General features: G+C 68.7%; 24 protein-coding genes. 17 read left to right on the top strand and 7 right to left on the bottom strand.

The genetic code is table 11. The features are described 5' to 3' along the window. The first annotated feature begins 25 nt into the window (after positions 1–25). Positions 26–1,327 (top strand): M20/M25/M40 family metallo-hydrolase, encoded by a 1,302-nt coding sequence (locus tag AC1DCT_RS02055; protein ID WP_441975875.1) that lies wholly within the window; start codon positions 26–28, stop codon positions 1,325–1,327. A 65-nt stretch (positions 1,328–1,392) separates the two neighbouring features. Beyond that, entirely contained in the window at positions 1,393–2,217 is an 825-nt protein-coding gene (locus AC1DCT_RS02060; RefSeq protein WP_477229128.1) for an undecaprenyl-diphosphate phosphatase, read from the top strand. Positions 2,218–2,272: 55 nt separating this feature from the next. Here the strand turns inward: AC1DCT_RS02060 and AC1DCT_RS02065 are convergent, their stop codons facing one another. Further along, positions 2,273–3,124, bottom strand: coding sequence for a PAC2 family protein (locus tag AC1DCT_RS02065; RefSeq protein WP_477229127.1), 852 nt, complete (start codon positions 3,122–3,124; stop codon positions 2,273–2,275). 92 nt (positions 3,125–3,216) lie between these two features. On the opposite strand from AC1DCT_RS02065, the gene AC1DCT_RS02070 reads away from it, so the two are divergent. From AC1DCT_RS02070 to lnt, 9 genes are read left to right on the top strand one after another with little or no spacing between them, the layout of a single operon-like run. Continuing rightward, a complete protein-coding gene (locus AC1DCT_RS02070; RefSeq protein ID WP_441975878.1) occupies positions 3,217–3,903 on the top strand; it encodes an HAD family hydrolase in 687 nt (228 codons plus the stop codon). Beyond that, on the top strand, positions 3,900–4,931 hold the full coding sequence (locus AC1DCT_RS02075) for a tRNA (adenine-N1)-methyltransferase (RefSeq protein WP_477427198.1): 1,032 nt from the start codon (positions 3,900–3,902) through the stop codon (positions 4,929–4,931). Before AC1DCT_RS02070 ends, AC1DCT_RS02075 begins: the two co-directional genes overlap by 4 nt. A 10-nt stretch (positions 4,932–4,941) precedes the next feature. Continuing rightward, entirely contained in the window at positions 4,942–5,850 is a 909-nt protein-coding gene (locus AC1DCT_RS02080; RefSeq protein ID WP_440731720.1) for an FKBP-type peptidyl-prolyl cis-trans isomerase, read from the top strand. Next, positions 5,851–6,837: a helix-turn-helix transcriptional regulator gene (locus AC1DCT_RS02085; RefSeq protein WP_441975880.1), complete on the top strand. Its 987-nt coding sequence runs from the start codon at positions 5,851–5,853 to the stop codon at positions 6,835–6,837. Next, positions 6,834–7,823 carry a helix-turn-helix transcriptional regulator gene (locus AC1DCT_RS02090; RefSeq protein ID WP_440731722.1) on the top strand — a complete coding sequence of 330 codons (990 nt, stop codon included), beginning with the start codon at positions 6,834–6,836 and terminating at the stop codon, positions 7,821–7,823. Before AC1DCT_RS02085 ends, AC1DCT_RS02090 begins: the two co-directional genes overlap by 4 nt. Positions 7,824–7,860: 37 nt before the next feature. Next, positions 7,861–8,145 carry a Sec-independent protein translocase subunit TatA gene (tatA, locus tag AC1DCT_RS02095; protein WP_440731723.1) on the top strand — a complete coding sequence of 95 codons (285 nt, stop codon included), beginning with the start codon at positions 7,861–7,863 and terminating at the stop codon, positions 8,143–8,145. Between the two features lie 59 nt (positions 8,146–8,204). Beyond that, positions 8,205–8,960 carry a twin-arginine translocase subunit TatC gene (gene tatC, locus AC1DCT_RS02100; RefSeq protein WP_440732427.1) on the top strand — a complete coding sequence of 252 codons (756 nt, stop codon included), beginning with the start codon at positions 8,205–8,207 and terminating at the stop codon, positions 8,958–8,960. After that, a complete protein-coding gene (locus AC1DCT_RS02105; RefSeq protein ID WP_441975882.1) occupies positions 8,957–11,431 on the top strand; it encodes a DEAD/DEAH box helicase in 2,475 nt (824 codons plus the stop codon). The genes tatC and AC1DCT_RS02105 overlap by 4 nt, the downstream gene beginning before the upstream one ends. A 2-nt stretch (positions 11,432–11,433) precedes the next feature. Continuing rightward, entirely contained in the window at positions 11,434–13,023 is a 1,590-nt protein-coding gene (gene lnt, locus AC1DCT_RS02110; protein WP_477427200.1) for an apolipoprotein N-acyltransferase, read from the top strand. On the opposite strand, the gene AC1DCT_RS02115 is transcribed toward lnt, so the two are convergent. The 4 genes from AC1DCT_RS02115 to AC1DCT_RS02130 form a co-directional block, all read right to left on the bottom strand. Further along, the gene (locus AC1DCT_RS02115) at positions 13,020–13,403 is read right to left on the bottom strand and encodes an RNA polymerase-binding protein RbpA (RefSeq protein WP_440731726.1); all 384 of its coding nucleotides are present in this window, start codon (positions 13,401–13,403) and stop codon (positions 13,020–13,022) included. The genes lnt and AC1DCT_RS02115 overlap by 4 nt on opposite strands. Before the next feature lie 154 nt (positions 13,404–13,557). Further along, positions 13,558–14,331 (bottom strand): glycerophosphodiester phosphodiesterase family protein, encoded by a 774-nt coding sequence (locus AC1DCT_RS02120; RefSeq protein ID WP_477427202.1) that lies wholly within the window; start codon positions 14,329–14,331, stop codon positions 13,558–13,560. Then, positions 14,328–15,335: an SPFH domain-containing protein gene (locus tag AC1DCT_RS02125; RefSeq protein WP_477427204.1), complete on the bottom strand. Its 1,008-nt coding sequence runs from the start codon at positions 15,333–15,335 to the stop codon at positions 14,328–14,330. Before AC1DCT_RS02125 ends, AC1DCT_RS02120 begins: the two co-directional genes overlap by 4 nt. A 21-nt stretch (positions 15,336–15,356) precedes the next feature. Continuing rightward, positions 15,357–15,833: an NfeD family protein gene (locus tag AC1DCT_RS02130; protein ID WP_440731729.1), complete on the bottom strand. Its 477-nt coding sequence runs from the start codon at positions 15,831–15,833 to the stop codon at positions 15,357–15,359. A gap of 136 nt (positions 15,834–15,969) precedes the next feature. On the opposite strand from AC1DCT_RS02130, the gene AC1DCT_RS02135 reads away from it, so the two are divergent. Continuing rightward, entirely contained in the window at positions 15,970–16,734 is a 765-nt protein-coding gene (locus AC1DCT_RS02135) for an SDR family oxidoreductase (protein ID WP_440731730.1), read from the top strand. A gap of 61 nt (positions 16,735–16,795) precedes the next feature. On the opposite strand, the gene AC1DCT_RS02140 is transcribed toward AC1DCT_RS02135, so the two are convergent. Next, complete coding sequence (locus AC1DCT_RS02140) at positions 16,796–17,380, bottom strand: HdeD family acid-resistance protein (RefSeq protein ID WP_477427206.1); 585 nt, start codon at positions 17,378–17,380, stop codon at positions 16,796–16,798. A gap of 105 nt (positions 17,381–17,485) precedes the next feature. Between AC1DCT_RS02140 and AC1DCT_RS02145 the strand changes: the two genes are divergently transcribed. The 5 genes from AC1DCT_RS02145 (at position 17,486) to AC1DCT_RS02165 (ending at position 22,208) form a co-directional block, all read left to right on the top strand. After that, positions 17,486–17,923, top strand: coding sequence for a helix-turn-helix transcriptional regulator (locus AC1DCT_RS02145; RefSeq protein WP_477229121.1), 438 nt, complete (start codon positions 17,486–17,488; stop codon positions 17,921–17,923). 10 nt (positions 17,924–17,933) lie between these two features. Further along, positions 17,934–18,344, top strand: coding sequence for a VOC family protein (locus AC1DCT_RS02150; protein WP_477229120.1), 411 nt, complete (start codon positions 17,934–17,936; stop codon positions 18,342–18,344). Positions 18,345–18,434: 90 nt separating this feature from the next. Beyond that, positions 18,435–20,789, top strand: coding sequence for an ATP-binding cassette domain-containing protein (locus tag AC1DCT_RS02155; protein ID WP_477427208.1), 2,355 nt, complete (start codon positions 18,435–18,437; stop codon positions 20,787–20,789). Positions 20,790–20,799: 10 nt separating this feature from the next. Continuing rightward, a complete protein-coding gene (locus AC1DCT_RS02160; RefSeq protein WP_477427210.1) occupies positions 20,800–21,627 on the top strand; it encodes a TrmH family RNA methyltransferase in 828 nt (275 codons plus the stop codon). Between the two features lie 209 nt (positions 21,628–21,836). Continuing rightward, complete coding sequence (locus AC1DCT_RS02165) at positions 21,837–22,208, top strand: hypothetical protein (RefSeq protein ID WP_477384514.1); 372 nt, start codon at positions 21,837–21,839, stop codon at positions 22,206–22,208. Positions 22,209–22,623: 415 nt separating this feature from the next. Here the strand turns inward: AC1DCT_RS02165 and AC1DCT_RS02170 are convergent, their stop codons facing one another. After that, positions 22,624–23,130, bottom strand: a complete 507-nt coding sequence (locus AC1DCT_RS02170) for a hypothetical protein (protein ID WP_477427211.1) — start codon at positions 23,128–23,130, stop codon at positions 22,624–22,626. Between the last annotated feature and the right edge of the window lie 44 nt (positions 23,131–23,174).

The raw sequence follows: 23,174 nt of genomic DNA on the forward strand, positions 1-23,174 counted from the left end.
CGCGCGGGTTCGATAGCCTGGTGCCATGCCCCAGCCGGATGCCGAACTTCCCGAGGTCGCGCGGATCGCCGCAGAGCTCATCCGCTTCGACACATCCAACTTCGGCGGTGGCGACGCGAAGGGCGAACGCGAGGCTGCGGAGTACGTCGGGGCGTACCTGGAGTCGCTCGGCCTGCAGCCGGAGTACTACGAGCCCATCCCGCGGCGCACCAACGTCATGGCGCGGGTGGAGGGTCGGAACCGGGACAAGCCGGCGCTCGTCGTGCACGGACATCTCGACGTCGTGCCGGCGATGGCCGGCGACTGGAGTGTGGATCCGTTCGCCGGCGTCGTGCGGGACGGCATGCTCTGGGGACGCGGCGCCGTCGACATGAAGAACATGAACGCCATGATCCTGACGTCGGTGGCTGAGATCCTGCGGGCGGGGGAGCAGCCCGAGCGTGACCTCATCCTGGCGTTCTTCGCCGATGAGGAGAACGGCGGCGTCGAAGGCTCTGCCCTCGTGGTGCAGAACCGTCCGGAATGGTTCGCCGGTGCGACCGAAGCGATCAGCGAGGTCGGCGGATACTCGATCCCCGTCGGTGACCAGCGCGCCTACCTGCTGCAGGTCGGCGAGAAGGCGCTGATGTGGATCCGCCTCATCGCGAAGGGCAGGGCCGGGCACGGCAGCCGCTTCCACCCCGACAACGCCGTGACGAAGCTCGCCGAGGCCGTGGCCACGATCGGACGTACGGCGTGGCCGATCCAGCTCACCGACACGACCCGCGAATTCCTCGATCGCATGAGCGCCCTGACCGGCGTTCCTGTGGACGATCCCGATGCCCTCGCCGCGACGGCGGGCCCCGCGGAGGCGTTCCTGCGCTCCACACTGCGCACGACCACGAACCCCACGGTGCTGCAGGCCGGCTACAAGCACAACGTGATCCCCGAGCGCGCCGAGGCGCTCGTCGATGTGCGAGTGATCCCGGGGCAGGAGGAAGACGTGCTCGCGCAGCTGCGTGCGCTCGTCGGCGACGACATCGAGCTGGAGATGGTCGTGCAGGACATCGGCATGGAGACCCCGTTCGCCGGTCCACTCGTCGATGCCATGGTGGCGGCGCTCGAGCGGCACGATCCGGGTGTCCCGGTCATCCCGTACCTGCTCGGCGCCGGCACCGACAACAAGGCGCTCGCCTTCCTCGGCATCACGGGCTACGGCTTCGCGCCGCTCAGGCTGCCGGCCGACCTGGACTTCACCGGCATGTTCCACGGCGTGGACGAGCGGGTGCCGATCGACTCCCTCGTCTTCGGGCAGCGCGTTCTGACCGACCTCTTGCGCACCTACTGACCGCCGCTGCGGATCACGACCACACACCGACCCGCGCGAGCCTGCGCACGACGCGAAAGCGATCCATGCACCTTCTCGAAGCCATCTTCCTGGGGATCGTGCAGGGACTCACCGAGTTCCTGCCGATCTCCTCCAGCGCACATCTGCGGATCGTCGGCGCCTTCCTGCCGAGCGCGCAGGATCCCGGTGCGGCGTTCACCGCGATCACGCAGATCGGCACCGAGGCGGCGGTCGTGGTGTTCTTCTGGCGCGACATTGTGCGCATCGTCGGGCGCTGGTGGTCGGCGCTGATCGGCCGCATCCCGCGCAACGACCCTGACGCCCGGATGGGCTGGCTGATCATCATCGGCAGCATTCCGATCGTGGTGCTCGGGCTGGTGTTCAAGGACCAGATCGAGACCGTGTTCCGCTCGCTGTGGCTGGTCGCCATCATGCTGATCGTCTTCGGCGTGCTGCTCGGTGTCGCCGACGCGATCGGCGCGCGGCGCCGCACCCTCAAGGACCTCACTCTCGGACACGGCATCGTGTACGGGCTCGCCCAGTCCCTCGCGCTGATCCCCGGGGTGTCCCGGTCCGGCGGCACGATCACGGCAGGGCTGCTGCTCGGCTACGAGCGCGAGGCAGCCGCGCGCTACGCGTTCCTGCTCGCGATCCCCGCCGTGTTCGGATCCGGCGTCTACCAGGCGGTGAAGAGCATCGGCGAGCCTAGCGTGTTCTCCGCCGGCGAGACGCTCGCCGCGACGGGCATCGCCTTCGTCGTGGGCCTGGGCGTGATCGCGTTCTTCATGCGCTGGATCTCCCAGCGCAGCTTCCTGCCGTTCGTGGTCTACCGGATCCTGCTCGGCATCGTGCTCATCGTCCTGCTCTCGCTCGGCGTGATCAAGCCCTGAACGGCCACAGGATCGCTCCCTGAGCCCGTCGACGCGGCCAGGCGGGTGCGGCTCGTCAGCGCTTGTGCTCGCCCGGGCCCTCGCCGTTGCGGCGGAAGAACCGCTCGAAGGCCTGCGCGATGGCCTCGCCGGAAGCGTCGGGCGACTCCCAGGTGTCGCGCTTCGTCTCGAGCTGCGCGATGTAGGCGGCCATCTCCTCGTCCTCCGCGGCGGCCGCATCGATCGTCGCCTCCCACATGGCGGCCTCGGTGGACAGCGATCCCCGGGGCACATCGACCCCGGTCACCTCGTGCAGCCGGTCCAGCAGCGCCAGCGTGGCCTTCGGGGACGAACCGCCGGTCTGCACGTAATGCGGCACGTTGGCCCACAGCGACAGGGCGGGGATCCCGGCCTGCTCCGCGGCGTGCTCGAGCGCTGAGAGGATGCCGATCGGGCCCTCATAGGTCGAGCGCTCGATCCCGAGCGCCTCGCGGACCTCGGCGTTCTCGCTCGACGCGAAGATCGAGATCGGCCTCGTGTGCGGCACGTCGGAGAGCATCGCGCCGAGGGTCACGAATCCGGTGACGTCCTCGCTCAGCGCCGCGTCGATGAACTCCGCGCTGAACGCCTGCCACGCGCGGGCGGGTTCGGTGCCCGTGAGCAGCCAGAGTCGCGGCTCCGCACCGTCCGCGCTCCCGGTGGGCCGTAGCATCCGCGCCGAGGGCCAGCGCAGGCTGCGGTTGCCCTCCTGGTCGCGTTCCAGCGTCGGGCGGGCCCACTGGTAGTCGAAGTACAGCTCCGGATCCGCCGCGTGCACGACGTCATAACCGCCGTCGTCGATCTGCTCGGCGGCGGCCGACGCGGCCTCGCCGGCGTCGTTCCAGCCGTCGAAGGCGGCGACGACGATCCGGGTTCCGAGTACCTGCACGGTGTTCCTTCCTGCGGCGACCTGCGCCGCGTGTTCCGTCCAGGCTAGTCCCCGCCACCATCGGCGGCGCGGCCCGCCGGTACGATGGGGGAGTGAATCAGCACCCTCGCGCGGTCCTCTGGGACATGGACGGAACCCTTGTCGACACCGAACCGTACTGGATGGACGCCGAGACCGATCTCATCGAGTCCTTCGGCGGCACCTGGACGCATGAGCAGGCGCTGCAGCTGGTCGGCAACGGCCTGATCGACAGCGCGATCATCCTCCAGGGCGCCGGGGTGAAGATGGGCGCTCAGGAGATCGTCGACGAACTCACTGAGCGTGTGCGCGTGCGCCTGCAGCAGGACGGCGTGCCCTTCCGGCCGGGCGCACGCGAGCTGCTGCGCGAGCTGCGCGCGGCGGGCATCCCGACGGCGCTCGTCACCATGTCGCTGCGGAGGATGGCCGAGGACATCGTCTCGCTCATCGGCTTCGATGCCTTCGATGTGATCGTGGGCGGTGACGACGTCGAGCGGCCCAAGCCCTTCCCCGACCCGTATCTGCGGGCCGCCGACGCGCTCGGCGTCGACATCGCCGACACGGTGGCGCTCGAGGACTCGCCGACCGGCCTGCAGGCGGCGCTGTCCGCCCGTGCGGTGGCGATCGGCATCCCGCACATCGTCGAGCTGGACGGACTCGGGGCCGACGCGATCTGGGAGTCGCTCGCAGGCCGCAGTGTCGACGATCTCCTCGCCGAGTTCACTCGCGTCCGCTCGCTCCGTGCGGAGGCCGCGCTGTGACCGCGCAGCGGCCGAGCGGGCCGTTCCGCGAGGGCGACCGCGTGCAGCTGACCGGTCCCAAGGGGCGGATGCACACGATCACGCTGCGCGCGGACGGGGAGCTGCACACCCACCACGGCGTACTACGGCACCGCGACCTGATCGGCCTCCCCGACGGATCGGTCGTGGAGAACAGCTCCGGCAACGATTACCTGGCGCTGCGCCCGCTGCTGCGGGACTTCGTGATGTCGATGCCACGCGGTGCCGCGATCGTGTACCCGAAGGACGCTGCGCAGATCGTCACCCAGGCGGACATCTTCCCCGGCGCGACCGTGGTCGAGGCCGGTGTCGGGTCCGGAGCGCTCTCGCTCTCGCTTCTGCGTGCCATCGGGCCGACGGGGCGACTGGTCTCGTTCGAGCGCCGGGACGACTTCGCCGAGGTGGCGAGCGCCAACGTCGAGACCTTCCTGGGTGAGCTCCCGGACTCCTGGCGGATCGTCGTGGGCGACCTTCAGCAGGAGCTCGGCGCCGTGTTCGAGCCGGGCACGGTCGACCGCGTGGTGCTCGACATGCTTGCGCCGTGGGAGTGCATCGATGCCGTCGCCGAGGCTCTTGCTCCCGGCGGAGTGGTGCTCTGCTACATCGCCACGGCGACGCAGCTCTCCCGCGTCGCGGAGTACGTGCGCGGCACGGGTCTGTTCACAGAGCCCGAGTCCTCGGAGACCATGGTCCGCGGCTGGCATGTCGAGGGCCTGGCGGTGCGACCCGATCACCGCATGGTCGCGCACACGGGCTTCCTCATCACCGCACGTCGTCTCGCCCCCGGCGCCATCCCGCCCGACGTGAAGCGCCGCGCCGCCAAGAAGCCCAGCTACGGCGATGAGGACGTGGAGGCATGGACCCCCGGCGCCGTCGGCGATCGCGAGATCACCGACAAGAACCTGCGCAAGCGCGTCCGCGAGGCGCAGCGGGCCGCCGGCGGCGCGCGCCTCGCCGCATCGCGCGACGCGGATGCCGAAGGGGCCGAGGCGGGCGATCCGTCCGCATAGACTGGAGCGCGTGCGTAAGACTGCCGCTGCTCTGATCACCCTCGGCCTCGCCGCCCTCGCGCTGGCCGGCTGCTCCGCAGGCCCCTCGTTCGCCGGGAAGGCCTGCCCGACGCAGCCGAGTTCGTCCGGGCTCACCGACTCCGTGACGGTGAAGGGCGACTTCGGCGCCGAGCCGACCGTCACCATCGCGTCGCCCACCAAGGTGCAGAAGGCGAGCGTCGACGATCTCATCGTCGGCACCGGCACTCCGATCACGGCGAAGAACCAGCCGATCGTCGTCGACATCGCGCTGTACGACGCGCGGACCGGGCAGAAGATCGGCGCGACCGGTTTCGACAAGACGACGGCCGCTTCGGACGTGAACACCCTGGCATCACAGGCCAAGCCGCTCGGCGACGCGCTGCAGTGCGCCACCGCCGGATCGCGGCTGCTGGTAGGTTTCCCCGCCGGGACCGCGGCCGAGGGGGCCGCGGTCGCGGTGCTCGACGTGCGCACGGTGTTCCTGCCGCACGCGGAGGGCTCGCTGCAGTACAACGACGCGCTGGGCCTGCCCACCGTCGTGCGCGCCCCGGACGGGCGCCCCGGCATCATCGTCCCGGACGCGAAGAAGCCCGCCAAGCAGGTGGTGCAGACACTCATCCGCGGCGAGGGCCAGAAGGTGAAGAAGACCGACGGCGTCCGCGTGCAGTTCACCAGCGTGGACTGGGACACCCGCAAGGTGGTCAACAGCACGTGGGACTCCCAGTCCGCGGTGATCTCCGGTGCCGCGGGCATCGAGGGCCAGACCGTCGGATCGCAGGTCCTCCTGATCGTTCCGCCTGCGGATGCGAGCGCGGGTACCGGTGCCGACGGCAACGGCACGCAGGCGATCGTCGTCGACATCCTCGGCATCGACGACTCCGCCACGACGGGTCAGTAGATGGCGGAACGGATCCCCGCGGAGGAGCGTCTGACGAATCTCGTCGTGGCGCTCATGGCCACGGAGATCGGGCTGACCAAGCAGCAGATCCTCGCGTCCGTCTCGGGCTACCGCCAGCGGGCGGAGGGCAAGGCGGACGCCCTGGACAAGATGTTCGAGCGCGACAAGGAAGAGCTGCGCTCGCTCGGCATCCCGATCGAGACGCTGGGCGATCACGCCGATCCGAACGATCTGCGCGAAGCCCGCTATCGCATTCCGAAGGCGGAATACGATCTGCCCGTCGACATAGAGTTCACGCCGGCCGAGCTCGCCGTGCTGCGCCTGGCCGGCAGTGTCTGGAGTGAGGAGTCGCTGTCCGCCGACGCCCAGGCGGGGGTGCGCAAGATCCGCGCCCTGGGGATCGACGTGGACGAGCCGATCATCGGCTTCGCGCCGCGCATCACCGCGCGCGAGGCCGCCTTCGCCCCGTTGCAGGGTGCGATCGAACGCAGTGTCTCCGTCGCCTTCGATTACCTGAAGCCGGGGGAGCAGGCTCCCCGACGCCGCCGTGTGCAACCGCTCGCCCTCGTGGAATACGAGGCGCGCTGGCACGTGTTCGGTCGGGATGTGGATGCCGAAGGCGATCGCATGTTCCTCCTCACCCGCATCGTGGGCGACGTCACGGTCACGAACAACGCGTTCCCCGCCGAAATGCGCGAGGGCGCGGGGGAGCGGGCACTTGCGAGCCTCGAGGCCGTCGCCGCTGCGCACTCGGCCCTGCTGGAGGTCACGCCCGGAACGGAGGCGGCGCTCCGCCTCGGCCGGCGTGCCGAGCCGGCTGCGCAGGGCATCCGCGTGCGCTACGTCGATCTGCACATCTTCGCGGACGAGCTCGCCTCGTACGGGCCGGAGGTCCGCGTGGTGGAACCCGCCGTGCTCCGCGACGCGGTGATCGTGCGTCTGCGCGCGGCGGCCGCGGCGCATGCAGACGCGAAGGACGGGGAATGATGGCGCAGCGCAAGCCTCTGCTGAGCTCGGACCGCGTCCGCGCCTATCTCACGCTCGTTCCCTATCTGCTCGAACGCGGCGAGGTCTCGCTGGCCGAGGCAGCAGCCGAGTTCGACATGACCGAGGCGCAGATGCGCGCCATGGTCGAGAAGCTCACGGTGATCGGCCTGCCCGGAGACGAGGGCTATTGGCAGGCGCCGCAGGAGCTGTTCGACATCAACTGGGACCTGCTGGATGAGCAGGGGATCATCGAGATCACCAACGATGTCGGCCTGCGCCGCGTGCCGAAGTTCACCGCTCGCGAAGCCGCGGCCCTGGTCGCGGGCCTGCAGCTGGCCTCGGCAGTGCCGGGCGTCGCCGACTCCACTGTCGTGCAGGCGCTCATCGCGAAGCTGTCCAGGGGTGCCGCCGGCCTGCCGGCGGACGTCATCGTCGCACCGGGTCCGGTCGATGAAGTCCGCACCGTCGTCGCGACCGCCCTGAAAGAGCACGTCGCGGTGTCGTTCACGTACCGCGCGCCGGACGCGGCGCCCACGACCCGCACCGTGGACCCGGTGACGGTCCTGATCACGAACGGGCAGTGGTACTTGCAGGGCTGGTGCCATCTGCGCCGCGCGATGCGCACCTTCCACCTGGACCGCGTCAGCGAGCCGCGGCTCACCGACATCGCGATCACGCACGGCGACGAACCCGTGCCCGAGCTGTTCGCCGGGGACGGGGAGAGCGACGAGGCGGTGATCCGCTTCCCGGAGCGCCTCGCGCCGTTGCTGCGCGACTATCTGCGCCGCGCCGAGGCCGGCGTCCAGGACGATTCCATGACCGCTACGCTGCATGTGGGGGATCCGCTCAGCCTCAAGCGGCTGGCCGCTCGTTTCGGCGGCGCGGTGGAGATCCTCGAACCCGCATCGGCGCGTTGCGCCGCTCGGGAATGGGCCGTCGCAGCACTTGCGCTGTACTCCGAACAAACCAACCCGCAGTCACGGTAGACTGTGCGCAACACCCGATCCATCAAGGGAGATCATCATGTTCGCCGGACTCAACGGATGGCATCTGGTCATCATCCTCGCCGTCATCCTGCTGTTGTTCGGCGCGGCCAAGCTTCCCGCGCTCGCCAAGAGCATGGGCCAGTCTGCTCGCGTCTTCAAGGGTGAGATGAAGGCGATGAAGGACGAGGACGCAGCAGCTTCCGCGACGGACGCCGCCGCATCGACCCAGGCGCCCGCGACGACCGCTCTGCCGACCCCGGTGCAGAACGCGGCCGACACCACCGCCGTCAACCCGCCGCACGACGCCGGTACCCAGCGCTGACGGGCGTGACCGACGCGTCACCGGCGACGAAGGGGCGGAAGCCGCGTCGCGACAGCACCATGCCCCTGGCCGGGCATCTCATCGAGTTGCGCAAGCGACTTGTCTTCGCCGCCGGCGCTCTCGTCCTCGGCATGGTGATCGCGTTCTTCGTCACCGACCCGATCCTGCATTTCGTCACCGGGCCCATCCGTCAGGTCGCCGAGGAGCGGGGCAAGGACCTCGTCGGGTTCACGTTCTCGTCGGTGACCGCGCCGTTCGACCTGCGCATGCGGATGGCGTTCTCGATCGGCATCTTCCTCTCCGCGCCCGTGTGGCTGTGGCAGATCTGGGCCTTCATCATGCCCGGTCTCACGCGGAAGGAGATCAGGTACACGATCGGTTTCGTCGCGTCGGCCGTCCCGTTGTTCTTCGCCGGTTGCTACGTGGGCGTCCTGGTCATGCCGCACATCATCGAGTTGATGGCGGGCTTCACACCTGAAGGTGCGCAGAACCTCTACAACGCGCAGGATTACTACGACTTCATCTTCAAGCTGATGATCGTCATCGGGGTCTCCTTCATCATCCCGGTGTTCCTCGTGGCCCTGAACTTCGCCGGCATCATGTCCGGCCGGGCGATTCTGAAGGCCTGGCGGATCGCGATCCTGATCGCGTGCCTGTTCGCGGCCCTGGCGACGCCCGCCGCCGACGTGGTGAGCATGCTCATGCTCGCCGGCATCCTGATCGTGCTGTACTTCGCGGCAGCAGGGCTGTCGATGCTCTTCGACAGGCGCAAGCACAAGCGCCAGCAGGAGTTCCTCGAGGAGTCCACGGTATGACGTCGCCGGCGGATCGATACGCCGCCGCTCGCGCCGCTCAGGACCACCCCGCCACGACCGCCTTCGCGGCGATGCAGCGCTTTCAGCTGGATCCGTTCCAGATCGAGGGCTGCCATGCCCTGGAGCGCGGCAGCAGCGTCCTCGTTGCGGCGCCCACCGGTGCCGGCAAGACGATCGTGGGCGAGTTCGCGATCCACCAGGCGATGTCGACTCCGGCGGACAAGGCGTTCTACACGACGCCGATGAAGGCGCTGTCGAACCAGAAGTTCCGAGAGCTCGTCGACGTGTACGGCGCGGACCAGGTGGGTCTGCTCACCGGTGACGTCAACATCAACGGCTCGGCCCGCATCGTGGTGATGACCACCGAGGTGCTGCGCAACATGATCTACGCGGATTCCCGCGCCCTCGAGGATCTCCGCTACGTGATCATGGACGAGGTGCACTACCTCGCCGACCGCTTCCGCGGCGCGGTGTGGGAAGAGGTGATCATCCATCTCCCGCAGAGCGTGCGGCTCGTCGCGCTGAGTGCGACGGTGTCCAACGCCGAGGAGTTCGGCGATTGGCTGGACACGGTCCGCGGCAATACCGAGGTGATCGTCTCCGAGATCCGTCCGGTGCCTCTGGAGCAGCACGTGCTCGTGCGAGACGACCTGCTCCCGCTGTTCGACGACCGCGCCGGGATCGCGACCGCGCAGGTCAACCAGGAGCTGCTCCGGATCCGCTCGTTCGGTGGGGCCAATTACGAGCGCAACCGCGATGCCCAGCAGTACCGCAGTGCGCGCCATGCGGGAGCCCAGGGGAGGCGACCGCAACGCGGGGGCAAGCGCCCCGTGCGCTCGGCCAATGTGCGCCGCATCGAGCGGCTCGACCGCCCCCAGGTCGTGGACCTGCTGGACCGCGCGAACCTGCTGCCGGCGATCTTCTTCATCTTCAGCCGCGTCGGCTGCGATTCCGCGGTGCAGCAGGTGCGGCGCTCCGGGCTGCGGCTGACCACGGTGGAGGAGCGTCGCGAGATCCGCGCGATCGTCGAGGATCGGGTGCGCACCCTGCGCGACGAGGACCTCGCGGTGCTCGGTTACTGGGACTGGCTGGACAACCTGGAGCGCGGTGTCGCCGCGCACCACGCGGGGCTGCTGCCGGCGTTCAAGGAGGTCGTCGAAGACCTCTTCAAGCAGCGCCTGCTCAAGGTCGTCTTCGCGACGGAGACGCTCGCCCTGGGCATCAACATGCCGGCGCGCACTGTCGTGCTCGAGCGCATGGAGAAGTTCAACGGTGAAGCGCGGGTTGCGATCACTTCGGGGGAGTACACCCAGCTCACGGGTCGTGCCGGCCGCCGCGGCATCGACGTCGAGGGGCATGCCGTCGTGCAGTGGACCGAGGGCATGGACCCGCAGGCCGTCGCCGCCCTCGCCTCGCGGCGCACCTACCCGCTGAACTCCAGCTTCCGGCCCACATACAACATGGCGGTGAACCTGCTGGACCGGTTCGGGCGCAACCGCTCTCGTGAGGTCCTCGAGTCGTCGTTCGCCCAGTTCCAGGCCGACCGCGCGGTCGTCGGACTCGCGCGCACGGTGCGCGAAGCCGAAGCATCGCTGGAGGGCTACCTCGGGTCGATGACCTGCGACCGTGGTGACTTCACGGAGTACTCGGGGATCCGGCGCGAGCTCAGCGATCTGGAGAAGAAGAACCGCGCCGATCAGCAGGCGCCGCGCGCGGTGCGCGAGAAGCGACTGCATCAGATCGAGTCGCTCCGTCGCGCGATGCAGCGCCACGCCTGCCACCGCTGCCCGGATCGCGAACAGCATGCGCGTTGGGCTGAGCGGTACTGGAAGCTCAAGCGGGAGACCGACCGCACCCGACGCCAGATCGAGAACCGCACGGGCACGGTCGCCCGCGTCTTCGATCGGGTGCTCGACGTGCTCGCCGAGGTCGGCTATGTGCAGGGGAGCGGAGACCAGCTCACCCTCACCGACGCGGGCCGCACCATGCAGCGCATCTACGGGGAGCGGGACCTGCTCGTGGCGGAGTCGCTCCGGCGGGGACTGTGGGACGGTCTGGACGCGCCGTCCCTCGCCGCCATGGCCTGCGCCCTCGTCTACGAACCCCGGCGCGACGACGGCTCGATCGACCCCCGCGATCTGCCACGCGGCCGCTTCCGCATCGCCTGGGAGCGCACGCAGGAGCTCTGGGCAGAGCTCGACGACCTCGAGCACGACAACCGGCTACCAGGATCCGATCGTCCCTCGGCGGGACTCGCCGGCGCGATGCACGCCTGGGCGCGGGGGATGTCGCTCGATGCCGTGCTGGAGGATGCCGACATGGCAGCTGGGGACTTCGTGCGCTGGGCGAAGCAGACCATCGACCTGCTGGACCAGCTCTCCATCGTCGCGCCGAACGCCGACACCGCGCGCACGGCCCGTGCCGCGCTCGACGGTGTCCGCCGCGGCATCGTCGCCTACTCCTCGATGTGACCGTGACCGCCCGCATCGCCGAGCCCGCCGAGGCACGCTCCACGCGCCCTGCATCTCGCCCTGTGCTGCCGCTCTGGGCGGCGCTGCTCGCCGCGGCGACCGCAGGGGGGCTTCTCAACCTGGCGTTCCCCGCGCTGTCGGTGTGGATCGCTGCGTTCCCCGCCGTGGCCCTGCTCCTCGTCGCGCTGATCGGACGCCGCACTTGGTCCGCCCTGCTGGTGGGGTTCGTGTACGGCGCAGTGCTGTTCCTGGTCCTCGTCTCCTGGACGGCGCGCTACCTGGGGCCGATACCGTGGCTCGCTCTGGGCCTGCTCGAGGCGGCGCTGACGGCGGTCGCCCTGATCCCAGTGACGCTCGCGTACCGCTGGATCCCGGTGCTGGTCCGTCCGGGTCTGCTCCGCGCCGGCATCCTCTCCGTGGTGGTGGCGGCCCTGTGGATCGGCCGCGAGCTGTTCCTCGGGAACTGGCCCTACGGCGGGTTCCCCTGGGCGCGCATCGCCTACACGATGTCCGACACCGCGGCGGCGCGGGTCACGAGCTGGATCGGGATCAGCGGACTCGGATTCCTGATGGTGCTCCTCGTGGCGTTCCTCGTCGAACTCGCACGCAGTCGCCCGCGTTCGCGCGGCGCGGCGGTGGTGCCGCCGATCGTGCTGGTGGCGCTGCTCGCGCTCCTTCCGTCGTTCCCCACCGCAGCGGACGGCACGATGCGGATCGGCGCGGTGCAGGGCAACGGTCCGACCGGGTATTTCGACAAGCGCGAGCCACTCGACGTGCTGACCGCGCAGGCGGCGGCGACGGAGCCGCTGTACGGCAAGCGCATGGATCTGCTGGTCTGGCCGGAGGGCGGTCTCGACGGCGATCCGTTCCAGTACCCGGTGCTGTCGGACGCGCTCGACGGGATCGCCACACGCGCGCAGGCACCGATCCTCGCGAATGCGGCCACGCAGAAGGGCGAGCTGTTCTACAACACCTCGTTCCTGTGGCCGACCGACAATCACCGCACGCTGGCGAGGGGTGACGTGCAGACGCATTCGAAGCGGCACCCCGTGCCGTTCGGCGAGTACGTGCCCGATCGTGCGTTCTACAACGCGATCGTGCCGGATCTGATCGGCCTGATCGGCCGAGGGTACACGCCGGGCGCCGATGCACCGACCGTGCGCGTGGGCGCGACGACGGTGGGGCTGGCCATCTGCTTCGACGTGATCTATGACGAGGTCATCGCCGAGGGCATCGACGGCGGCGCCCAGGTGCTGGTGTTCCAGACGAACAACGCGGACTTCCGCGGCACGGTCGAGAACCTGCAGCAGCTCGGGATCGCGCGCATGCGGGCCGTCGAGACCGGGCGAGCGGTCGTGAACATCTCCACGGTCGGCACCAGTCAGGTGATCCGTGCCGACGGCTCCACGCAGGCCTCTCTGGACGAGGATCGCCCCGGTGCACTGCTCGAAGATGTCGAACTGCGCACCGGGGCGACTGCGGGTGTGCTCATCGGGCCCTGGCTGGAGCAGGTCCTGCTGTGGGGCGGGCTGCTCGTGGTCGTCGTCGCGGGTGTGTCCGGTCGGGTACGACGGGGCCGGTCGGAGGCTTAGGCGCCGATCCGTTCGCGGGTCGGGTCTTCGCCGGCGCCGCGACGTGCGCGGATGAACGCGAGGCGCTCTTCCAGGAGTTCCTCGAGCTCGGCACGGGTGCGGCGCTCCAGAAGCATGTCCCAGTGCGTGCGTCCGCCCTTGTCGCCGTCCGCCGCGATCTCGACGGACTTGCCGTCGATCTGCAGTCGGGCGTCAGCGCCGCACGCGCGGCACTCCCAGGTGGCCGGCGGCTCGGCATCGGCCGCGAACATCAGTGTGGTCACGTGGCCGCAGGTGTCGCAGGAGTATGCGGTCTGCTGGCGTTCCATGAAGACGACGCCCTCTTCGCTCTGAAGGCTCTGGGCGCCGAGTCGGATTCCCCGAAGGCTGCGATCTGCCATTGTGTGGTCCTCTCGTCGCCCTCAGGTATATCGGCCCGGGCTGTGCAGAAGGTGCGAAGGGGGCAAACCATGAAGGCTTTCACAGTCGATACCCAGCCCGGGAGCGCTCAGCACGCGAACTGGGACTGGGTCCGCCGTACGACGAAACTGGATCTCAGCGCGGGGCGAGGGCCTTGATCGCGACGTCCGCACGATCGGTGACGATGCCGTCGGCGCCGGCGGACACCAGCGCGCGCATGCGTTCGGGGTCGTTGACGGTCCACACGTGCACCTCGACGCCGGCGTCATGCGCGGCGCGCACGAGTGCCGGCGTGAACACCCGCAGCGCACCGAACCGCTCGGGGATCTGCACGGCGTCCAGCCCTCGCAGTATGCGGCGCGCCCAGCCGCGAAGACGCAGGGCCGACGCCAGACGCAGCAGCGCGATCGCGGTCCGCCCGCCGGAGGAAGCCGGCAGCACCTCGGCGCCCGCAGCCGCGGCGGCCTCCAGCGCGGCGCGACGGTTGCGGTCGTCGAAGCTCGTGAGCAGCACCCGATGCCCGTGCGCGGCCGCAGCGCGTCCCACGTCCCCGGCAGCTGCGAGCGCCTTCACATCCACGTTGAAGCGCAGCAGCGGGAAGGACTCGAGAGCGTCGGCGAGTGTGAGCAGTCCGCCGTGGGCGGCGAACAGCGCGACCAGCTCGGCCGTCGTGACCTCGGCGACCGGGCGGGGATCTCCGAGCAATCGTTGCAGCGTCTCGTCGTGGAACAGCACGGCATCGCCATCAGCGGTCGCCCGGCAATCCGTCTCCACGTACTCCGCGCCCGCGGCGTCAGCGGCGGCGATGGCGAGAGCGGAGTTGTCGAACACGGACGAGTCCTCGCCCACCAGACCGCGATGAGCGAGGACTCGCGGCGCCGATGCGCCCTGGAAGTACGGGTGCGTCACGCGGCGCCGTTTGAAGCTGACGCGGGAGGAGTGGCAGCAGCGGCAGCCGCCGCGCGCGTGGTCGGGACCGCCGCTGCGGGTGCCGTCGAGGTGAACGGAGTGGATCCGCCCGCCCCCGGCGTGAAGGCGCCGCCGAAGTTCTTCAGCGCCTCGGTGAACTCGCTCGGGATGATCCACAGCTTGCTGGACGAACTCTCACTGATCTTCGGCAGCATCTGCAGGTACTGGTAAGCGAGCAGCTTGTCGTCGGGCTGGCCCTGGTGGATGGCGTTGAAGACGTTCTGGATCGCCTCTGCCTCACCCTCGGCGCGCAGCACCGCGGCCTGCTTCTCACCCTCGGCACGGAGGATGTCCGCCTGCCGCTGACCTTCGGCCTCCAGGATCTGCGACTGCTTGGTGCCCTCCGCGGTGAGGATCGCCGCACGACGGTCGCGCTCGGCGCGCATCTGCTTCTCCATCGAGTCCTGGATCGAGACGGGCGGGTCGATCGCCTTCAGCTCGACGCGGCCGACCCGGATGCCCCACTTGCCGGTCGCCTCGTCGAGGACGATGCGCAGCTGACCGTTGATGTTGTCGCGGCTGGTCAGCGCCTCCTCGAGGTTCAGTCCACCGACCACGTTGCGCAGCGTGGTGGTCGTGAGCTGCTCGACGGCGCCGAGGTAGTTCGCGATCTCGTAGGTCGCGGCGCGGGCGTCGGTCACCTGGAAGTACACGACGGTGTCGATCGACACCACGAGGTTGTCCTCGGTGATCACGGGCTGCGGCGGGAACGAGACGACCTGCTCGCGCATGTCGATGAGAGGGCGCAGGCGATCGATGAACGGCACGAGCAGGTTCAGGCCCGGCATCAGAGTCTTGTGATACCTGCCGAGCCGCTCGACGACGCCGGCGGTGGCCTGGGGGATGATCCTGACCGAACGGGCGATGGTCACCAGCACGAAGATGATGACGGCGATCGCCAGGATCCATCCGATGGCGGTGGGGATGAAGGACGCGCTGTCCATGAAGGGCTGCTCCTGTTTCTCCTAGACGTGGGTGGAACGGACGTACGCGGTGGCGCCTTCGATCCGCTCCACCGTCACGGGGGCGCCGGGGGAGAGGGGCGCGATGACGGGAGCCTCGGAGGCGAGGCGGGCGGTCCAGGTGTCGCCGTTGCTGAGCTTGACCTGACCGGTGAGCGTCGTGACCTCGAGCAGCACAGTGCCGTGCAGCCCGATCAGCGCAGCGACGTTGGATCGGGTCTGGTCCTCGCCGCGATGGAGGCGACGCAGCAGCGGCGGGCGCAGCACGAAGATGAGCAGCACGGCGGCGAGAGCGGCGATGATCACCTGCACCCAGACGGGCCATCCGGTGAGCGTGGAGAGCAGGCCCACGGCCGATCCGAGTCCGAGCATGAGGAAGGTCATGTCGAGAGTGAAGATCTCGATGACGAAGAACAGGACCATGAGGACCAGCCAGCCGATCCACGCCCAGTCCTGGAACATCTGCAGGATCGTGTCCATACCGCCCCCTCTTTTTGCCAACCTATCACGCGGTCAGTGCGCCTCTTCCGCGTCACTCTCCGCGGAATCACGCGGATTGGTAGGGTGTTCTGGTCCCACCCGCGCGCCGCGTGCGCACCCTCTCCGAGGAGTCCCCGTGTCTCAGACCCTTCCCGCAGAATCGCTGACCGGCAAGGTCGCCCTCGTCACCGGATCCTCCCGTGGCATCGGCGCCGACACGATCCGGTACTTCGCTGAGGCCGGGGCGGACGTCGTCATCAACTTCCGCAACAAGGCTCCGCGCGCGGAGAAGCTCGCCGGCGAGGTGCGGGCGCTGGGCCGCCGCGCGCTGGTGATCGGCGCCGATCTGACGGATCCGACCTCTGTCGCCGGGATGTTCGACGCGGTGAAGGCGGAGTTCGGCGGGCTGGACGTGCTGGTGCTGAATGCCTCCGGAGGCATGGAGGCGAACATGGGTGAGGACTACGCACTGCGCCTCAACCGCGACGCCCAGGTCAACGTGCTGGAGACCGCTCTTCCCCTGCTGCGCGAGGGCGGGCGCATCGTCTTCGTCACCAGCCACCAGGCCCACTTCATCCGGACCACGCCGACGATGCCGGAGTACGTGCCGGTCGCGCTGTCCAAGCGTGCCGGCGAGGACGCGCTGCGCGAGCTGATCCCCACGATCGAGGCGCAGGGCGTCGAGTTCGTCGTCGTCTCGGGCGACATGATCGAGGGCACCATCACGGCGACGCTGCTCGAGCGCGCGAACCCGGGCGCGATCTCGCAGCGTCGCGAGTCGGCGGGGCGTCTGTACAACGTCGCCGAGTTCGCCGCTGAGGTGGCATTGGCGGCCGTCGAGCCCGTGCCCGCCGACCACACCCGTCTGATCGGCGACGTCAGCGGGTTCGTCGCCGAGTAGTCCGAACACGCGGAAGCGGCCCGGAGCAGATGCGCCGGGCCGCTTCCGCGTGCAGGAGGAGTCAGAGACCGGCAGTGTCCGCGACGGCCTTAGCGTCCTTCGCGATCGTGATCGCGCGCACGATCTGCATGACGCCGAGCACCACGAGCGAGATGCCGAGGAACAGCCAGAAGAACGGCACGGCCGCGAGCCCCAGGCTGATCACGGCGATGCCCGCCACGATGCTGAGCAGCGCGTAGAGCAGCGTCCAGGTCTTGGACCCGTCCTGCCCCATGAGGCTCAGCGAGACGACGCCGTCGAAGATCCAGCTGACGCCGATGAAGATCACGGTGACGAGCGCGAACGCGACGGTCGCCGCCTGGATGTTCGAGAACGCGATGACGCCCGCGACGATGTAGAGGAGTCCGAGGGCGATGTGGCCGACTCGGGCCCAACCGGACTTCGCGGCGCTGAAGATGCCGAGGCCGATGTAGACCACGCCGGCGACGATCAGATAGGCGGCAACGATTCCGGTGAGGACGAAAGCCGTCTTGACCGGCCACACCAGCATCACGATGCCTGCGATGAGTGCGATGATGCCGGACACGGCGAGGAAGATGCGAAGCGACTTCACGAGGCTCTTCGCATCGGCAACTGCTTCGGACATGGGGGACCCTTTCTGAGTAATCCCTGAGAATCTGGGATGGCCTTACTGTACCGCTCGGCACGGAAGGGATCCGCGAACCCCGCGCCGCCGTGCGAGGATCGGGGGATGAGCCCGGCCGCCGACGAGGATCACCTGCGGGATCTCGCCGCACTGCGAAGGGTCCGGGACCGCATCGATCGGGACTACGCCCAGCCGCTCGACGTCGAGGCACTGGCCGCAGGAGTGCATATGTCGGCGGGGCATCTGAGCCGCCAATTCAAGATCGTCTACGGCGAGCCTCCGTACTCCTATCTGATGACCCGCAGGATCGAGCGGGCGATGGCCCTGCTGCGTCGCGGCGACGTGTCGGTGACGGAGGCGTGCTTCGCCGTCGGATTCCAGTCGCTCGGGACGTTCAGCACTCGGTTCTCGGAACTCGTCGGTGTCTCCCCGAGCCGCTATCGCGCCGACCCGGGCCTGGGACCGGGGATCCCGTCGTGGATCGAGAAGCAGGCCACCAGACCGATCAGGAATCGAGAAGCCCCGCAGGATCCACCCGCGTAGCGTGAGCGGCATGGACATCATGATCAACGCCAGCTTCCTCCCGCACACCGATGCCGAGGAGTCGCTCCACTTCTACCGCGATGTGCTCGGGTGGGAATTGCGCAAGGACGTCGGTTACCAGCAGATGCGCTGGCTGACGGTGGGACCGGCGAACCAGCCGGACACCTCCATCGTGCTCACCCCGCCGGCGGTGGATCCGGGCATCAACGACGACGAGCGGCGCACGATCCTGGAGCTCATGGCGAAGGGCAGCTTCGGGGGAGTGGTGCTCGCGACGGAGAATGTCGACGCGGCGTTCGCCGAGATCGAGTCGCGCGGCGGCGACGTCGTGCAGGAGCCGATCGACCAGCCCTATGGGATCCGCGACTGCGCGTTCCGTGACCCGGCTGGCAACATGATCCGTCTGCAGCAGGTGGGCTGAAGCCTGCGCGGTGCCCCCGGCGACGACGCCGGGCACCGCTATCCTGTGACGCGCCCCTTGCCACCCCGTCCGATCCGGAGAATCACGCCGATGATAGAGCCGCACGTCGCCGACACTCACGATGTGATCCGGGTGCAGGGCGCCCGGGAGAACAACCTGAAGGACGTCTCGATCGAGTTGCCGAAGCGCCGGCTGACGGTGTTCACCGGAGTGTCGGGTTCGGGTAAGAGCTCGCTCGTGTTCGACACGATCGCCGCCGAGTCCCGGCGCATGATCGACGAGACCTACAGCGCTTTCGTCCAGGGTTTCATGCCCTCGGTCCCGCGCCCCGACGTCGACGTGCTCGAGGGGCTGACCACGGCGATCCTCGTCGATCAGGAGCGCCTCGGCGCGAACCCGCGTTCGACCGTGGGCACCGTCACGGACGCGAACGCGATGCTGCGGATCCTGTTCTCCAAGCTCGGAACGCCGTACATCGGCGGGCCGACGGCGTTCTCCTTCAACATCCCCACTCAGAAGGCCAGCGGCGTGATGACCGGGCCCGGCGGCGAGAAGAAGATCGTCAAGGATGCGATCTACCTCGGCGGCATGTGCCCGCGGTGCGAGGGCAGAGGGGTGGTTTCGTATCTGGATCTCACCCAGGTCGTCGATGAGACCCGGTCGCTGAACGACGGCGCGATCATGGTGCCCGGGTACACCGCCGACGGGTGGATGGTTCGTCAGTTCGCCGAGTCTGGCTTCTATCCGGCGGACCGGCCGGTCTCGACATTCACGGAGAAGCAGCGTCAGCTGTTCCTGTACGGCGAGATCACCAAGGTCAAGATCAACGGGATCAACATCACCTACGAGGGACTCATCCCGAAGATCACGAAGTCCATGCTGTCGAAGGACATCGACGCGCTGCAGCCGCACATCCGCGCCTTCGTCGAGCGGGTCGCCACGTTCGCGGTCTGCCCGGAGTGCGACGGCACACGGCTCACCGAGGGGGCGCGTTCCTCGAAGATCGACGGCGTGAGCATCGCGGATGCCTGCCGCATGCAGGTCACCGATCTCGCCGCATGGGTGCGTTCGCTCGACCTCCCCGGCGCCGGACCCCTGCTCGAGGCGCTGCGGGCCAACCTGGACGCGTTCGTCACGCTGGGGCTCGGCTATCTCTCGCTCGAACGGCCGAGTGGCACGCTGAGCGGGGGAGAGGCGCAGCGGATCAAGATGCTCCGCCACCTCGGATCCTCGCTCACCGATGTCACCTACGTGTTCGACGAGCCCACGATCGGCCTGCATCCGCATGACATCCAGCGCATGAACCGGCTGCTCGAGCAGCTGCGCGACAAGGGCAACACCGTGCTGGTCGTCGAGCACAAGCCCGAGACCATCGCGATCGCCGATCACGTGGTCGACCTCGGGCCCGGTGCGGGCTCTGCCGGTGGCGAGATCTGCTTCGAGGGCACGATCGAAGGGTTGCGTGCCAGCGGGACGCTGACGGGGCGTCACCTCGACGACCGTGTAGCGCTCAAGCCCTCGGTGCGGGAGCGCACGGGGGCGATCGAGGTGCGGGGCGCCACGACGAACAACCTGCAGGGCGTCGACGTCGACGTGCCGCTCGGCGTCCTGACCGTGGTGACCGGTGTCGCCGGCTCCGGCAAGAGCTCGCTGATCCACGGCTCCGTGGCCAAGGGCGAGGGCGTCGTCTCGATCGACCAGACGGCCATCAAGGGCTCCCGTCGCAGCAACCCCGCCACCTACACAGGGCTCCTGGAGCCGATCCGCAAGGCGTTTGCGAAGGCGAACGGCGTGAAGCCCGCACTGTTCAGCGCGAACTCCGAGGGCGCCTGCCCTACATGCAAGGGCGCGGGGGTGATCGTCACAGAGCTCGGCTTCATGGACACGGTGGAGAGCCCCTGTGAGGACTGCGGCGGAAAGCGCTTCCAGGCTGCGGTTCTCGAGTACAAGCTGGCCGGGAAGGACATCACCGAGGTTCTCGATATGCCCGTGGCGCAGGCGCACGAGTTCTTCCGTGGGGGAGAGGCCAAGATTCCCGCCGCGGTGACGATCCTGAGCCGCCTCGAGGATGTCGGACTGGGCTACCTCTCGCTCGGCCAGCCGCTGTCGACGCTGTCGGGAGGTGAGCGTCAGCGCATCAAACTCGCGACCCAGATGGCCGACGGCGCCGCGACCTATGTGCTGGACGAGCCGACGACGGGTCTGCACCTGGCCGACGTGCAGAACCTGCTCGGGCTGCTGGACCGCCTGGTCGACTCCGGCAGATCCGTGATCGTGATCGAGCACCACCAGGCCGTGATGGCGCACGCCGACTGGATCATCGACGTCGGCCCTGGCGCCGGCCATGACGGTGGGCGCATCGTCTACGAGGGCACTCCGGCCGACCTCGTCGCGGCGAAGTCGACCGTGACGGGGGAGCACCTCGCCGCCTACGTGGGTGCGTGAGGGGGCGACGATGGCAGACCTCCGGATCTCGACGCGCAACTCGCGGTTCCAGCTGCTCGAGGCGCTGACGCGCAACCGCAACCACCGCTCACGCGAGCACCGTTTCGTGGTGCAGGGCGTTCGACCGATCTCGCAGGCGATCGAGCACGGCTGGACGATCCTCACCGTGATCCACGACGCACAGCGCACGCTGTCGCCGTGGGCCCGGGATGCGCTGCAGCAGGCGCAGGAGACGATCGCGATGAGCCCGGCCCTGCTCGCTGAGCTGGCGGACAAGGACGAGGGTGCCACCGAGATCATCGCCGTGGTGGCGATGCCGCCGGACGATCTGTCCCGGATCCCGGTGCCGCGCGACTTCCTCGGGATGGTGTTCGACCGGCCCACGCAGCCCGGCAACATCGGATCCATCCTGCGCTCCATGGACGCGCTCGGCGGGCACGGTCTGATCGTCTCGGGTCATGCGGCCGATCCGTACGACCCGAAGTCGGTCCGCGCCTCGACGGGGTCGCTGTTCGCGACGCCCGTGGTCCGCGCGGCATCGGGCCGCCCGGTCTTCGACTGGGTGCGAGATGTTCGCGCGCAGGGCACGCCGCTCACGCTGGTCGCGACCGACGAGCACGGCGATGTCGATGTGTGGGACTACGACTTCGCCCAGCCCTCGCTGGTGCTGATCGGCAATGAGACGACCGGCCTCGCGCGCGGATGGCGCGAGGCCGCGGACGTGATCGTCCGCGTGCCGATGAGCGGTTCCGCGAGCTCGCTGAACGCCTCGAACGCCGCCACACTCATGCTGTACGAGGCCGCACGGCAGCGCGCGGCCATGCGGGGGAGCGCGTGAACCGGGTGAGAGGGACTCCTGTCGCGCTGTGCGTCATCGCGACCGCTGTCCTGCTGTGCGGATGCGGCGCGCAGAGCGTCACCGGGGCAGATCCGACCGCCGTCGCGGCCACGCCATCGCCGTCGCCCACGCCTGCGGACTCGGCCGTCGAGGAGGCTCAGCAGCGAGCAGATCTGTGGCTCGCGACGGCGTCGGTGCCTCCGGGCGCGGTGCGCGTCGAAAGCACAGGGGCTGCCTTCTCGTCGTATCAAGGCTGGGTCTGCACGCCGACGATCACGGAGAAGGGCTTCTGGACCGTCACGGGCACGACGGTCGTGGACGTAGCGAACTGGATGATGGATCACCCGACGCCGGGACTCCTGGCGAACCGCACGAGTCATCTCGATCCCGATCGTCCGGCTGATGGCGTTCTGATCGGCAACGTGCCGCGACGAGGCGCCCTCGAAGGTGTTGTCTTCACCGTGCAGTCGATGCCCGACGGTGGTGTCGCGATCCGCGCGGAGATTGGTGCCGAGGCGAAGAACGCGACGTGTCCAACTCCGCCCGGCGGTGGCCAGTGGGGAGAACCAGGAATGGGTTGAGGGGCGACGTTATGTCAGCTTTTTGAGCCCCCGTCGCCGGGCTCTCGGGGAGGAGCGCGCCGATCCGTCTCGGACGCGGTTGTCCTGCCCAAGGTGCTCGCGCCGAAGACCCCGGGTCCCGTTGATCGCACGGGAAACCTCGTACGATCCGATGCGCGCGCGAGGCCAGCGACCGAGACAGCTCCCGTACGTGGCGTTGCATCGTCGCCGCGTCCGACCGTCCATTTTTCGACCGTGCGCAGTCTCCGCGGCGCCTTCGATATCACCGATAATGCACATTATGTCAGATGAAAGTTGGGCGGATGCCACTCCTCCAGCGCTCTACACGGATGCGCTCCAGGCCGTGCTCCGTCAGCTCAGGGGTCAGCATGCCGCTCACTGCCAGGCTGGCGTATCCGTTGAGGCTGACGCGGGCTTACTGCAGGCCGTCTTCGCAGTTGCCACCGGGGCGCTGTCTCGACCACAGTTCGTACTCGGATCCGTCTTCGGTTTGGACCAACCACGGCGGAAACCTGACGAATTCATCCATCGCGAGGCCCCACGTCGAGCCTGCCGCAGCCCGGTGGGTCTTGGCCCATTCATACATCAGCTGACCGGTCTGAGACCAGTCCTGTTCGTTCATCTGCTGGGCGATGTCTGCCGGCATCGGTGCACTCCTCGGAGTGCTGTAGTCATACGTGCACGAATACGTTCGCCCGTTGTCGCTGACGTAGCTCAGCGAGATGGTGACGTTGACCGGGTATCTGAAGTCGCGCACGAGGTCCATCGTCGCGATGACAGCGGCAATGGCGACCGCTGGTACAACGACGATCGCGATGGCCATGATGATCCACGGCATGAGCCGTCGCCGAGCCGACCCGGTGACCGGCTGGACCGCGGTGTGGGTGCCTTCGACGGGCGTGACGCGCTCTGAATCGGGCATGGTCTCACGATACACTTTCTTGAACGCGTTCGAAACACGAGTGC

It is taken from the genome of Microbacterium sp. 10L49, from assembly GCF_056395125.1.

Bases quoted from the DNA above. Each gene is read 5' to 3' on its own strand.
- AC1DCT_RS02055 (WP_441975875.1), top strand. From the start codon at position 26: ATGCCCCAGCCGGATGCCGAACTTCCCGAGGTCGCGCGGATCGCCGCA.
- AC1DCT_RS02060 (WP_477229128.1), top strand. From the start codon at position 1,393: ATGCACCTTCTCGAAGCCATCTTCCTGGGGATCGTGCAGGGACTCACC.
- AC1DCT_RS02085 (WP_441975880.1), top strand. From the start codon at position 5,851: ATGGCGGAACGGATCCCCGCGGAGGAGCGTCTGACGAATCTCGTCGTG.
- AC1DCT_RS02090 (WP_440731722.1), top strand. From the start codon at position 6,834: ATGATGGCGCAGCGCAAGCCTCTGCTGAGCTCGGACCGCGTCCGCGCC.
- tatA (WP_440731723.1), top strand. From the start codon at position 7,861: ATGTTCGCCGGACTCAACGGATGGCATCTGGTCATCATCCTCGCCGTC.
- tatC (WP_440732427.1), top strand. From the start codon at position 8,205: ATGCCCCTGGCCGGGCATCTCATCGAGTTGCGCAAGCGACTTGTCTTC.
- AC1DCT_RS02105 (WP_441975882.1), top strand. From the start codon at position 8,957: ATGACGTCGCCGGCGGATCGATACGCCGCCGCTCGCGCCGCTCAGGAC.
- AC1DCT_RS02115 (WP_440731726.1), bottom strand. From the start codon at position 13,403: ATGGCAGATCGCAGCCTTCGGGGAATCCGACTCGGCGCCCAGAGCCTT.
- AC1DCT_RS02125 (WP_477427204.1), bottom strand. From the start codon at position 15,335: ATGGACAGCGCGTCCTTCATCCCCACCGCCATCGGATGGATCCTGGCG.
- AC1DCT_RS02130 (WP_440731729.1), bottom strand. From the start codon at position 15,833: ATGGACACGATCCTGCAGATGTTCCAGGACTGGGCGTGGATCGGCTGG.
- AC1DCT_RS02140 (WP_477427206.1), bottom strand. From the start codon at position 17,380: ATGTCCGAAGCAGTTGCCGATGCGAAGAGCCTCGTGAAGTCGCTTCGC.
- AC1DCT_RS02145 (WP_477229121.1), top strand. From the start codon at position 17,486: ATGAGCCCGGCCGCCGACGAGGATCACCTGCGGGATCTCGCCGCACTG.
- AC1DCT_RS02150 (WP_477229120.1), top strand. From the start codon at position 17,934: ATGGACATCATGATCAACGCCAGCTTCCTCCCGCACACCGATGCCGAG.
- AC1DCT_RS02155 (WP_477427208.1), top strand. From the start codon at position 18,435: ATGATAGAGCCGCACGTCGCCGACACTCACGATGTGATCCGGGTGCAG.
- AC1DCT_RS02160 (WP_477427210.1), top strand. From the start codon at position 20,800: ATGGCAGACCTCCGGATCTCGACGCGCAACTCGCGGTTCCAGCTGCTC.
- AC1DCT_RS02170 (WP_477427211.1), bottom strand. From the start codon at position 23,130: ATGCCCGATTCAGAGCGCGTCACGCCCGTCGAAGGCACCCACACCGCG.